The following is a 13488-nucleotide window of genomic DNA, read 5'->3' as shown; positions in this document are numbered from 1 at the left end:
ATAGATTAAATTAATCTTTTTCCTATATATTAATCCAATACCTTCTTGTTGTAACATTTCCTCTTGATAAGCTATTTTTCACTTTGTTTTCTAAAATTCCACCATTATTTTCTATGACTCGTATCGAGCCGATATTGTCATCATCACACGTAATTAAAACTTTATGTAGATTCAAAGTCTCTTTACAATATGCAAGTGCCATAGAAAGCATTTTTGTTCCATAGCCCTTCATACATTCAGATTGTCTAACTTCGTACCCTATGTGACCACCATAGTTAATTAAAAAAGAATTTAATTCATGCCTAATATTAATTTCACCAATAAATTTTTCATTATCTATCAGCCAAAACGTAGTAGCTCTAACATAATTTTCAGGTAAATTTATACCATGTTCAATATTATAAGAACTCTCTATAATTGTCTCAGGGTGTATAAAACGTCTTTCTGCATTCGGCCTAAAAATTTCATCTTCTTCATTTGCTTCTATATAACCTTGGATATATTTCCTATCTGGTCTAATTAATTTCATAAGTTCTCCTTATTTCTAATATGTGATTCTAATAAGAATGCAATTCTATTAAAATTAGAATCCATAATAGTCTGTTTAGCTTTAATAGTATTACTATTAAAAAAAAAACCACACATACAAGCTTTATTAAAGAAAAATTTTTTATTTTTCCAATAAGTGCAGGCTTTTCGCATCCATAAAAATTTTTCTTTTCCATAAAGCACAGCTTCTACTAGAAAAGTAATGTATGATACGACCAAATATACAAACAAAAAGTGGGTGCACTTTTTAACGATAGGAAAAAATATCGCAAAAAGGTTTAAGATTGGCTTAATAGCTTGCTGAACAATCTTACGCAATAATCAACATGCCACTAGTCTTACACCCACTCCCCATACGCGAATTTAATATTTATATAATTAACTAAATCCCATATTTATCAGCTAAAATCCTATATTTGTTAAAGTACCTTTACGTCGTTGAATCGCCACACCAACATTCCATATGATCACACCAACAATTGCCCACAACGCACCAACAATAAGAATCACAAGTAGCGATACACCAACATTTACAGAACCATCAACTATGCTACGCGATACTTGCGTAACATGAGTTACTGGAATCACATATAACACGTATTGCATCATCTTAGGAAATACGCTAATTGGAGCAATCACACCACAAACAATAGGAAGTATTGCACTAAGCGCGTTAGAAATAGTATAAACATCATTCATCATCATGCTTATAGCAGCTATAGCAATACCAAATCCCGTAGAAGCAACAGGAACAATAAGGAACAACAGCATCAACGCACTCATATTAATCACAAAGAAAGCACTCGGGCTTACTACAAGCATTGTTATAAACAAAGTCACAGCATCACTCACCAAAGAAATAGTAACGAGCGCAATAATACGACCGAACCATAATGGTAATGCAACTTTCGCGCTTGTAAGCACGAATGGTGTTGTTCCTTCAAAACGATCCCATGCTAGTGCCTCTGACACAGTCATACTTGTGGAAATAGAACACGCACCCATAACAGCAGCAAGAGTTGATGCAATCAAACTATAATTAAAACCAGCGCTAGTCGCATAACTAGCTGCTCCATTGAAGCCTCCGATTACAGCTCCAGCTAGAAAAACGTATAAGAACGTGGATAAAAGAGGCTCAACAATCATACGGATAACAGCAGTATTCCAACTATTTAAGCTAGGTATACTCTGTATACTCACTCTTGCACCAGTTCGTATACTAGATAAAACACTTACGTGACCATACTGTGAATATTGATTATATTGATGCAATCTAGCACACTTACTATTTTGAATAATTTTATTTTGCATAGTTTCAACCTGATTATTATTTCGTATCATATTATGTTCAAACTTCCATTAAGCGTTGCAAGTCGAATAGCATGACGTAACATAAAACCTGCAATAACAAGCAAAATGCTGGATAATACAACGCATAACACAATTGCTAACACAGTAGTAGCATTAAACGATTGCGCATGAACCACCCACACTGCAGACGTGAGCGGATGAATAAACGCAATAACGCGAGCTGGCAATGGCATTGATTCTACAGGTATCACTATTCCACAAAGCATCCATACAGGAATTAAAATCAAACCTTCATAAACTGTAGCTTTACGGCATAATACAAAAATTCCAGATAATAATGCAGCAGAAGCTACGCAAGCTAGCATAGAAAGTAAGTATCCAACTAACTGCGTGAATGTTATCATAAAGAACCCATGGCAGAAAACAGCAACGGTAATAATCGCAAGCGGCATACCAATACAACCAAGTAAAGCTGCTGATCCTACAATAGGAAGAAACACTGCAGAAGGTGAGATAACACTTAAAGTTAAATATTGTAATGTTCCTAAATAACGCTGGTATCCAATAATTCCAACAGCAGTAGTCGTAGCAGACCATAATCCAGCTATAGAAGAATCAACCCAAATATTATTAAGACAATTAGCGCAATCATGAGAAAAACCATAGTATGCAACAATTTTCATCAACGCAAAACATACTGGAGCAAGTATCGCATTTTGCAAGAAAAACGTTGTTTTCGCTAAACTTTTAAGCTGAAACCACAAGCCACGAATCACAAAAGCATATGAACGAGTAGAAGTATTCATATTAAACCTCCTACTTATTCAATGAAAGTGAAGAAGACGAAGAAGACGGCGTAGCAGCAGAAGAAGAAATATTTGATGCAGAAATATTGTCATTTTGAACAATAGCAAGATACGTTTCTTCCAAACTTGCAGCGCGATCACCTAAACGTGTAATCCCATCAACAGGAATTTTAATATTTCGTTCTTGAGATAATGTTTTACTCCACGCGATAGTAATATTTAACACTCCATGCGATTCAAAAACATCACACCACAACACTCCATCAAGTTTTTGCAATTCTTCCTTAACACTAGGAGTTCCGCTTGATGCTTCACCGTCATACGCGTACATTGTTACATGATCAATATGCTGCAAAGAAGCCAACTGCTGCACACTTCCCTGAGCGATAATATTACCGTGATTTATTACAGCAACAGTATCAGCTAATTTTTCAGCCTCACTCATCTCATGCGTAGTTAACAAAATCGCTATTCCTTGATCTCGTAAAGCATGAATAATTTCACGTACTTTCCTAGCATTTTCAGGATCCAAACCAGTAGTAGGCTCATCTAAAAGCATAAGATCCGTTTTAGCGACCAGCGATCGAGCAATATGCAATCGCTGCCACATTCCCCTTGAAAAAGTTTGAACAGCATCATGAGCTTTATCAAGTAAATCAACTTGCTCAAGAGCATCGTGAATACGCTTACCTTGCTCCATATATGGAACAGCAGAAAGATCCGCGAAATAACGAAGATTATCTAATGCACTTAACCTTTGATAAAATCCTCGCTCACCTCCAAGAAGTAACGACACGTGCTTACGCGCTTCTCGAGGATTACTCACAGCATCAATATCGGCAATACGAACACTACCACTATCAGGAGCTAACAACGTACCAACAATTTTTACAGTAGTTGTTTTACCTGCACCATTCGGACCAAGCAAGCAAAATATTTCACCAGAATGAATATCAAAAGATACGTTATGTAAAACTTGGCGAGTTGTCTTCTTACGACCTAATCCACGAGAATAAGATCTTGTTACATTATCAATACGCAATATTAAGTTGCTAGCTGACTGCTTATTATTGTTATCGCGACTATTAGTTGCATTTTCTATATTATTATTCATTATTATTGCTTCGTTCTTACTTATTATTAAACCTTAATTCTTACTGTTATTGAATAAATTTCAACAATGAAAATCAGTTAGATAAAAAGATAACGCTTGCTTACAAGAACGATAAGAACGCGCAAAAACATGCAAAAAACGTGCAAAAACCAACGCGCACGTGCAAACATAATGACAAACATCATGTGCAATGCGTGTTTAATACTGCTAAAGAATATGTATCTTAAGCTGTTTTATGTGCTTTTATATGCCTTTCAAACCGTTCTTAAGACTAGCGATCATTTGGGCAGTCATAGCGCAACACCTCATAAACTTAAATGTGCTTTACGTGGAAAATTATACGAGCATTACGTCAAAAACTCAAATATAAGCAATCACAAAACATTTGTTTAACATTTGCAAAATATTACTATTTCTTCTTATAACCTACAGCAACATTACCTGTTTTATTAAGTCCTGGTACTTTAAGAACACAAGAGCTTGACTTACAAGAGCTTGGCTTGTCTTTTAAATCAAATTTTCCAACTAAAAATAAAGCTTTAAGCCCTGGACCAGGTAAATTAAACGATGAGTCAACTAACTTAATACGCTCACCGCCAAGAGTGACTTTAGACAAATCATAATGAGAATCAAGAATATCTCGTGACACAAAGAGATACAACTCATTCTTATTCATATAGTTTTCTGGTATACGAAACTCTTCCCGAGACACCGCCACTGTTTCCCAATGATACGACGCAAGCTCCGCCTTATCATCATCAGCAGCACATGCAGAAAGAGAAAATAGAGAACCTAGCAGCAGAAGCATAACAAGACAACTTTGAAAAATGTTTTTACAAAAAATAGTTTTACTCCTCATAACACCACTAGCCTCCTTTTCGCTAACACGACTCTGTATCAAATAATCATAAAACAGACTATTAAGTAAACAAGATCTCCCATTCTCTCTGATTACTGTAATAATCTTAATAAATATTCTATTTTTTTTATTAATTTGTCTATACTATCGACGCTAATCTCTTCACTTACTAGCAAACTATAATTTTTATAAACAGCAAGATTCGCAGAGCCAGAGGAACCAACATAATCGCGAGCGTTTAATGCTTCCAACAATATTCCCTCATAAACGAAGCAATCACCTGCAAATCTTCACCCTCATAATACTCAACAAGCAACTTCTTAAACTCAGGAACCCTAGTTTCTGGAATAACCAACAAGCCTTTACCGTGAGAAATCAAACAGTGTAGGGAACTTTTTTACAATTTTTACACCGTTTTGTTCCCCAAAACATAGGCAACTAGAACACACAACAACACGACAGCAAAATAGCCTTAATGCTCATTGCAGAATGAAAGTTAATATTGGGAATATTGTAGGAGTGTAAACATCCAAGACAATTGCAAACAGAGAGTTGTTAATTTTTTTGTTCAATAATTTTATCGGTAAATACCTTTAAAAATTCTTTAGAATTACTCCAGCCTGCACCATTGTTTACTTCAGAAAAATCGAACCCAGATATTTCGTCTAAAGCTTTACTACAAACCCATTCATACATTCCAGCCTCTTTGCTTTTATATATTATTAGGAACAATGGTTTCATTGCTTTTTTACCCAACAACAAAACACTAATATATTGTTTAGAATACATTACATCGTTATACCATTGTCCTGTAAGCCAATAGAATTTATCTTTGCGCCCCTTTTCACCAATCTCATCGCATAGATTTTGTAACTGTTTAGCCACATATGTGAGAACCTTTTCATCTATGTTTTTTATGAGCAAAGTTTCATCAACACCATTTTTACTTACCTCTTTCCAGTCAACATTTTCATTATTTTCTGAATTTCCTTCATTTCTTGCAGACTTTTGATTTTCTGTTTTTAGTTCTCTATTATTATCGCTAAAATTATTCTGATTCGCACAACCTGAAATAAGTGGCATAAGACAAACTACCATAGTCAAAAAAGCATAATGCTTGATATGCTTCATTTATACCTCCACCTACAACTTAATCTTTACCTAATTGCAGTTACGATTCTCATGTTCAATCTTCACTCTGTTATTCACTATCATCTGCCCAATATTCATTCATCTCGTAGTACAAATCATCTTTGAGTCTAATAAAACTGACGGGATGTAAATTATGGACAAAGAATGCAAATCTGCAGCCTATAAAATAATTGTAACTAAAAATCATCCGATAATCTACAGGATTTTATTTACATACATAAACAGATGCGTGGCAAAATGAGTACACGCTTTAACGATAGAAGCGAGATATCGCAAAAGGTTTAATTGCCATTTACAACTTTCTCAATATCTCTTTTCCCATAAAGCACACGAGAAACCACAACTTCATACTTTTCTTCAAAAACAAAATAAAAAATAAGAAAATTATCACACGACACGAACCCTATGCCTTATGCAAAGATTCAAAAACCTTACTCGCAGGCTTCGCATCACCAGATAAAACCGACTTATAACCCTTTTCCAACTCATCATTCAACTCACCTTGAGTCATAGAACTCACATCACGCAGCTCTCTATAACCCAATTTCACATCAAAAGGAAGCCCCTGCCGTAAAACAACCTGCTTATAAAACATGGTAATAGCACTCGAAGGAGGAAGACCCAAAGAATTCAATATATGCTCTACATGCTCTTTTAACTCTGGATCAATACGAGTATACAAGTTAGCTGTTTTCGCCATATAATCACCCCTTGTTTCTTACGATGATTACATGACATTGCATTGGCATTGCATTAACATCATCATTAGCATCAGCATTTACACTTATACGTAATATTAAAAGCAAATTGCATTCAAAAACCGTAAGAAACCAGCTAATAAACTTAAAACATAACAAAATCAAGTCACAAAACTTACACAAAAACACTACTCATCTTGATATTCAAGCAAAGCATCAGTATCAATCGTTTTGATCTCAAACGTTTTTCTTGTTGAAACACAAAAATTATGCTTAATCATAAGATTTGCAAGCTTCACACCATCAACCAAAATAATATGATGATTGTCAGCGTAATCTTTAGCTTTCTGCGAAAACCTAGACGTTGTAACAAAAAGACCATGCCCTTGCTTACCAGCTAGCCGAAAACCACGCTTGATTAACACCATTCTTCTTTTTCAGTGCCTTATAATTCGGCCATATCCAACCCTCACCCCATTGATATGTTTTCACGATATGATACTCAATGCCGTATTTATCCAGTTCTTTAAGTCCTGTCTGCCAATGACCGCCAGATTTTAATCGGATATGATTATCCCAACTTTCTAAGTAAGATAAATTAACGTAAAATGAGTGAAAAATAGTCCGTCTACGACAGTAGTCATCTGCTTGGCTATATAAATTTAAGGAGGTTGTAATGAAGAAATCTATGTATCAAGCTATACGATTATTCCTTTTTTCATTATTATTGCCTCTTTTAGGACTTATTATCAATTCTCTTAAATCACTCGATTGGGAAATTGTTTATGACTCACCCTTTTTACTCATTGTTATAGCTCATGCACTTGGTTTAACAAAAATTCTTCTTTACTCGATTGTTGTCAATCAAAAAACACTCGAAAACTTAGGAGTTTATAAAACTATCACTATCGCGCTCATCGCCCCTGCTATTGATTTATTGATATTACAAGAGTCTCCTCGGCAATTGGGTAGTAGCTGGACTTGCACGTACATTACATTTTTTATTACTCTTGAATGTATCCCAACTATAATTCCAATCATTGTTAAAGAGTTTTTACGAAGAAGAAACCAAAAGCACAAAGCCTAAAATACACCCACCTAATCCACACGTGACATCAATACTATAATATCTTTTACTTCCAAGATTAGCTATGAAATCAACTTCTAACTGTTTCTTGATGCCTTTATAACGTATATTATATCTGTGAACAACATCTCGTAAATGTACGCCTCTTCCTATTTAGAATTATTTCCATTTCGGAATTTAATCTAAATACATTATGAAGAATAGGCTCATGGAACTCAACGCTATTTAGAAATCTATCGCAAAAAGTCTCTGACCTCACCCAAGCTAGCCGTGGACACTCTTTAGAATAAATACATCGCGTCCACTCCACTTAGTAGTTGCAAAACATGTACTTGTATGATGTCATCCATTTAATTAGTCTCGCTGTCTAGTCGGAGAATTGTTTTACTTGCTTGACTTAATAAGCACGACTATCCAAGCGATAAGAATCAGTTCCATTGCAATGGCTACTCCAAACAGATAGTATATAACTCCATAATAGCGAAAGCTACAATAACTGGAACCATTACGCTTGTTAGAATAGAAACTAGCTGCATTTGCTTACGACTGTTTGAACATTTACTCATTTAGATGCTTTCCTAGTAAGCTAGTGCATTTAGAATCACCAGGGTCTCAAGTGAACGATAAGATAATAATAATAATGCTAACGTCCACTGATGAAATTCAACTATTTGAAACTAACGGTGCTAAAGTACCTCTCTCACTAATTAACAAATTATCATAGTCGGCGTGAATGGCATTCTGAGTGACTGTGGCACCATTCACGTCAAGAGGACGAGTACTGTCATACTTTTTTGTTACAACGTACCTGTCACCTTATCATTCTTCTTTTTTCACATTCATTCTGCCTTACCCATTGGTAAGTAGTAAATTTTACCGTCTTTAGAAATCAATTGCACATCCTCGGCATACAGGTCAGAGGTGTCCTGCGGATGTTTAATGGATTTGACTGATGCTTGAGCCGTTATCATATCTACTGTTTTTTTGTTAATCGCCCTAAAATTAAGGTCATCATCAAATAATCCAGGAATAAAATGAATGACGCGATCGATTCCATCTCTTTTACGCTTGATCTCATCTGTATCAATGCTTAAACGATTTACGGATGTCTGATGCCAGCCAGTCAATAATGCTTGAGTATCTTCCACCTGCTTTGTGTATGTCGGCAAAAGCGCTAGGCACTGCTTTCTTGAGACAGCCCCCAGATGAAGCGTATACCTCAAGTCGGAAATCTTATACAGCACATCAAGCAATGCTTTTTGGTATGTATACCAGTTTTGCGCTTCTTTTAATTCCTTTTCATAAGATGCATAATCCAGGTCATTTTTCTTTGTAAAGCCCGCCAAAGTTAAATTAACCTGACCAAGTAACTGAGTACATTCTTCTTCTAGATTATCGAGCTGCGCAATCTTTGACAGTCTCAATTCATCATTCTCAAGAATCTCTACTTGAAAGTCGGCAATTTTCTTAACATGAGCAACAAGTGAAAAAATCCGACTTCGAAATTCATTATCTTGGAAATCAGATATTTTTGAAATTCCATCACGGATTACTCCAAGCTCTGCATTTATCTGCGTCATGTAATACTGCCCAACAACAATTGATGCCAATCCCATGGCTACACCCACATTATTTGCTACTACATTTTTAGCTTTAACCGCTACAAGGTTTGCATGACCCTTGATTCCATTAGCACCAAAATAGAGTCCTCGAACCGCTCCTTCCATAGCCTTAGAATTGGTAAGTTTAGCACCAGCCGGGATTATAGCGCGATACAAAACCTCACTTCCCGCTTTTGTAGTTTGGACTGCATTGGAACCTGCTATACCAGCCTGCACCAATCCGGAAAACAAATTGCTCACACGCCCCAGAATTTTACTATCAGTTATCTCCACCAGCTTACTATCATCAGATATTGCTTCTGCCGGAAGCATTTCCATCTGAATGACAAGTTCATCGAGCTTTTGATCTGGCTGAGATAATTTACTTGTTTTCTTTACTATCATCGCACTATTATTCAAATCAGAGTTATTCTCGTCTTCGGGAATATTTGTTTTCTTTAGCCTATTAATTAGGAAAGCAGCAATCATCACCACTGCCACAATACATATGCCAACTACAACATACTCTATATTCAAAGTTCCTCCTTTTAACGTTCTATAATAGGAATAGTAAATTTTGCGAATAAATCAAGTCTCACTGATTTTGATATCTATCTCACAACCACAACTACCCGACATCTAACCCGACAACTCCATTTATTGACATCTATCTTGGCAACTCACCATCACACTTTTGGTTGGTTCTCCTTTGGATAAATTTCCGCAGAGTGTTTTGTCTGCCCGATTCCGAAGTCCCCCGATTGCCAGAAAACCGCAGCGTTACCGAGCTTTTGCGGCTATTTTCCTGTCACTCTCAACATGGATTAAGAGAACGCTATAGATACCATAGCATATGTTCATATTGGGAAATCTACTTTCATCAACACAAAAATAAACGTAATAATTTTTTACGCGTATTCTTCTAAAAACAAGTTTACACCACGGCTGCTAATCAACATTCAAGCTCTTCAAAAACACCATCTATCGGATAACTATCGCCACAAACCGCCTGATTATAACCTTTAGCCATCAACGCGTTAAACGTTTTCTCGTCCATATCATCTTGTGCTGGAAGTGACTTTGGAATAGTAAGAGAAAACGGAATACCCTTATTAAGAATGATTTGACGATAAAACATGTCAATAGCAGTAGCCCTAGGAACTCCAATAGTTTCCAAAATCTGCTCCGCCTGCTGCTTAATATTTTCTTGTATTCTCACATTCACATTCGCTGTTTTAGTAACTGTCATATCAATCAACCTCCATACACACATCATAAAATACTGTATCGCATATTGCAACACATTTGCACGAATAGGATTCCTCGACTGTCATACACGATTTTTATGTTCGCATTACTGCATCAGATAGCACAATCAAGCGCCGTGATGGTGGGAAGCACCACTTATTTTCTCGTTTGAGTTTGAACATAAAAATATCAGATAAAGGGAAGGAAATGAATTTACACCAAAGTGAGGGTTTGACCGATTCTTATCATCTTATCTCCTTTACTTTCTGTAACATATTTAATGAAACTAGCATTTTGTCGTGTATATATTAGTGAGAAGCATTTGAAATACTTTCTTAGCTTCTTAGTGAGTTTTCCCTATTTATTGATCGCAAAACATAGGGAAATTAGGCAAGAAAAAGATGATAGATTTTTCTTTTCTATCGTCTTACAAATTTAGTATTTAATTTTTCAGTTCACCAAACCAGGATTGACTTATTCGAAAATTTTAATGAATCTCTTTTGCGTCTTATCACATACATATCCTATATTTTCATAGAATTTATGTGCTTCTGTTCTTGCTTCTGCTGAGTTTAACCTGATAAACTTAAGTAATTTTTGTCGAGAATCCATTTCTAAATGATTCATCAATTTTTTTCCAATGCCTCTTCCTTGAAACTCTGGTAAGACAGCTAATCCTAGAATATTTAATCCACAATCTGAATAAAGACTCTCATACATTTCAGCATGTATAAATCCAACAACTTTATGTAAATCCTCATCCTCATAAACATAAATCACATGATGCTTTTTATCAGCGGATAGTTTTGTGATTTGATTCTCTACTAACTCTGTAGAAACAGTATATCCTAAAGAAATATCACATATTTCTCGTATAGATTGAGCATCTTCTTTTTTTATTTTTCTAATCATTTCATTACCTCCGCAACTTCAAATTTATCTAGCTCTATTATTTCAGATATACCCTCGACCATATAGTTATAACAGTAAATCTTACAATCTTGTAATTACCGTATTTCTATTAAGCTTAACCTTGCCTTTTCTCTTTATATATTCTTCAATATCAAACACGTTCTTCTTGTCATAATCTTCTAAGAAATAATGTTTATGTAACGATCTCTTGCCATAATAGCGGGATTCATTAATATCTTTCATCTGAAATTATATGCTCTATTCCACTATGCTCCGATTTAAGATATTCTTTCATAAATGTCGGGTAAGCCTTAAACTTATCAAGCTCATCTATAGGTAACCAATGCATTGTCTCTTTAGCACCTGACTCTGTAGTGCTTTGGCTCGTAAAATCTCTTTTGCCCATGGGCTTCATCATGTAGTAGAGTGTAAGCTCATGGAAGTCTACTCCATCTAAGCCGGAGCTACCGATGAATAAGTTCTCGTGTATGACGGCAAGGTGATCTACTTCATAATTAAGACCTGTCTCTTCAAATACTTCTCTCTTAACGGCTTCTTCTGATGTCTCGCCCATGTGAACCGCTCCGCCAACTGAGTAGAAATAGTCGTCCTCATCGTTTCTTGCAAATAGCACACAACCTTCTTCGACTATGATGGCTGCTGCTCTATATCTAAATGCTTTTTTATCGTTAATAAATCCGCAATTATATTCCATAGTTTACTCCTTTATTTTTTATCTAATGACTGTGATTTATGGTTCAAATGCAAACAAGTTCCCAATCTTAATTGAAAATCCAAGTGATTGATACATTTGTATATCACATTGTGCACAAGCAACAGTCATTGAACTTATTACACTCGACCCTAGAGCGTTGATATCTTCCCTCATACAGCCAAACTGCGCTCAAAAACCGCGCCAAGCCAGCCTAAAGCCGTCGCATACTAAACCTTTTAACGATAACTCTCGCAAACCCCTGCTACACAAGGGCAAAAATGCACCCACCTAATCAGCCTCCTGCATCTTATAGCACGGTGAAGCGCCGTGATGGCGGTAAGCTCCGCTTATTTTCTCGTTTGAGTTTGAACATAAAAATAGCAGATAAAGGGAAGGAAATGAATTTACACCACTTTTAGGACTTGACCTATGAAATAATTAATCGTTCCATTTTCAATCAATATATAGAGACCGAGTCCAATAAACACGACAGGTACAATTATTTTTTCGTACTTTTCCACAGTCTCTCCGATAGCAGAAATTGAGGCGAGATTTTGAGATAATTTGCATAGAATCAAAATCCCTAAGGCAAATATTACTAAACTTATACCAATCTCAATCAAACTCTTTCCTGTAAAATAGGGGATATAAATTCCTAAATTATCTCCACCCATTGCCACTGTTAAACTTGTAAATGCTAAGATTTTTGATCCATCTCCGGTAATTTTCCCCTCGATATCTTCTTCATCAATATCTTCATCCACAAAAATTGCTCTTATACCAAGACCTAGCGGAATTAGACCAAGGAGTCCGATAATCCAATCTTGTGGAATAAAATTTAAAAAGTAAGCGGCAATAAGACTAGCCAGTACAAGCAGTCCTGTACCTAAATACTGCCCTACATAAATTGATTTCAAACCTTTCTTTCCTTGACTAGCGAATAAAATAGTCAAAACAATTAAGTAGTCAATGGATGTAGAAACAAAAACTAATAAAGCGGATACTATTGTTTCCATTATTTCTCCTTTCAAAATGTTTAATGTTTATAGCCAATCAAAATTGACTGCACACACATTGTGCCTCGGCAGTTACCAATGTAGACATTTTAAGAAATAACTTCACAATTTTCCCACCTTTCCTTGAAATATTACTTGTGAAATTTACTTAAACTATATGATTTTGTCAAATATGCTGATAGATATCCACGCAAACTGTGAAGATTGAAAATATATAAAATTAGATAGACCAAACATTATTCATCTAAATAAAGCCATTGTTTTCAAAAGTCTTATAGTCTATTATTTTATTTTCTTGACAACAAACAAATTGATTCTAAATGGATTGAGAGGACGGGTAGTATAGCTACACTTTTTTGAGTGCCAAGCCACTAATATAATTGTAATCTTGATAATATTATGATACTTTCTTGATAAAAT

15 protein-coding genes are annotated in these 13488 nt (G+C 35.5%); 1 reads left to right on the top strand and 14 read right to left on the bottom strand.

What is annotated here, in order from left to right; genetic code table 11:
* Positions 1 to 22: 22 nt before the first annotated feature.
* From NYP55_RS05175 to NYP55_RS05135, 9 genes are all read right to left on the bottom strand, one after another.
* Entirely contained in the window at positions 23 to 529 is a 507-nt protein-coding gene (locus tag NYP55_RS05175; RefSeq protein ID WP_472781647.1) for a GNAT family N-acetyltransferase, read from the bottom strand.
* A 422-nt stretch (positions 530 to 951) separates the two neighbouring features.
* Entirely contained in the window at positions 952 to 1890 is a 939-nt protein-coding gene (locus NYP55_RS05170; protein ID WP_415702332.1) for an ABC transporter permease, read from the bottom strand.
* On the bottom strand, positions 1887 to 2666 hold the full coding sequence (locus NYP55_RS05165; RefSeq protein ID WP_004132058.1) for a hypothetical protein: 780 nt from the start codon (positions 2664 to 2666) through the stop codon (positions 1887 to 1889). Before NYP55_RS05165 ends, NYP55_RS05170 begins: the two co-directional genes overlap by 4 nt.
* Positions 2667 to 2676: 10 nt before the next feature.
* The gene (locus NYP55_RS05160) at positions 2677 to 3780 is read right to left on the bottom strand and encodes an ABC transporter ATP-binding protein (RefSeq protein WP_018645354.1); all 1104 of its coding nucleotides are present in this window, start codon (positions 3778 to 3780) and stop codon (positions 2677 to 2679) included.
* A gap of 409 nt (positions 3781 to 4189) precedes the next feature.
* Positions 4190 to 4639, bottom strand: coding sequence for a hypothetical protein (locus tag NYP55_RS05155; protein ID WP_415702330.1), 450 nt, complete (start codon positions 4637 to 4639; stop codon positions 4190 to 4192).
* A 238-nt stretch (positions 4640 to 4877) separates the two neighbouring features.
* Positions 4878 to 5018, bottom strand: a complete 141-nt coding sequence (locus NYP55_RS05150) for a hypothetical protein (RefSeq protein ID WP_472781646.1) — start codon at positions 5016 to 5018, stop codon at positions 4878 to 4880.
* A gap of 176 nt (positions 5019 to 5194) precedes the next feature.
* The gene (locus NYP55_RS05145; protein WP_004574618.1) at positions 5195 to 5770 is read right to left on the bottom strand and encodes a hypothetical protein; all 576 of its coding nucleotides are present in this window, start codon (positions 5768 to 5770) and stop codon (positions 5195 to 5197) included.
* A gap of 424 nt (positions 5771 to 6194) precedes the next feature.
* Positions 6195 to 6491 (bottom strand): type II toxin-antitoxin system RelB/DinJ family antitoxin, encoded by a 297-nt coding sequence (locus tag NYP55_RS05140; RefSeq protein WP_128832131.1) that lies wholly within the window; start codon positions 6489 to 6491, stop codon positions 6195 to 6197.
* 186 nt (positions 6492 to 6677) lie between these two features.
* Positions 6678 to 6917, bottom strand: a complete 240-nt coding sequence (locus NYP55_RS05135; RefSeq protein WP_004132045.1) for a restriction endonuclease — start codon at positions 6915 to 6917, stop codon at positions 6678 to 6680.
* Between the two features lie 248 nt (positions 6918 to 7165).
* Here NYP55_RS05135 and NYP55_RS05130 point away from each other — a divergent pair, with 248 nt between their 5' ends.
* A complete protein-coding gene (locus NYP55_RS05130) occupies positions 7166 to 7576 on the top strand; it encodes a hypothetical protein (RefSeq protein ID WP_472781645.1) in 411 nt (136 codons plus the stop codon).
* 839 nt (positions 7577 to 8415) lie between these two features.
* Here the strand turns inward: NYP55_RS05130 and NYP55_RS05125 are convergent.
* The 5 genes from NYP55_RS05125 to NYP55_RS05105 all read right to left on the bottom strand — a co-directional run bounded on the left by NYP55_RS05125 (position 8416) and on the right by NYP55_RS05105 (position 13068).
* Positions 8416 to 9714: a hypothetical protein gene (locus NYP55_RS05125; RefSeq protein WP_050568629.1), complete on the bottom strand. Its 1299-nt coding sequence runs from the start codon at positions 9712 to 9714 to the stop codon at positions 8416 to 8418.
* A gap of 415 nt (positions 9715 to 10129) precedes the next feature.
* Positions 10130 to 10426 carry a type II toxin-antitoxin system RelB/DinJ family antitoxin gene (locus NYP55_RS05120; protein WP_032812850.1) on the bottom strand — a complete coding sequence of 99 codons (297 nt, stop codon included), beginning with the start codon at positions 10424 to 10426 and terminating at the stop codon, positions 10130 to 10132.
* A gap of 473 nt (positions 10427 to 10899) precedes the next feature.
* Positions 10900 to 11337, bottom strand: coding sequence for a GNAT family N-acetyltransferase (locus NYP55_RS05115; RefSeq protein WP_004114745.1), 438 nt, complete (start codon positions 11335 to 11337; stop codon positions 10900 to 10902).
* Positions 11338 to 11566: 229 nt separating this feature from the next.
* The gene (locus NYP55_RS05110) at positions 11567 to 12052 is read right to left on the bottom strand and encodes an NUDIX hydrolase (RefSeq protein ID WP_004114742.1); all 486 of its coding nucleotides are present in this window, start codon (positions 12050 to 12052) and stop codon (positions 11567 to 11569) included.
* 404 nt (positions 12053 to 12456) lie between these two features.
* Positions 12457 to 13068, bottom strand: a complete 612-nt coding sequence (locus NYP55_RS05105) for a CadD family cadmium resistance transporter (RefSeq protein ID WP_004132034.1) — start codon at positions 13066 to 13068, stop codon at positions 12457 to 12459.
* Between the last annotated feature and the right edge of the window lie 420 nt (positions 13069 to 13488).

Source organism: Gardnerella sp. c10Ua_31 (assembly GCF_055700915.1).
Note: the sequence above shows the minus strand (reverse complement) of the source record. Positions and strands in the feature narration are given on the sequence as shown.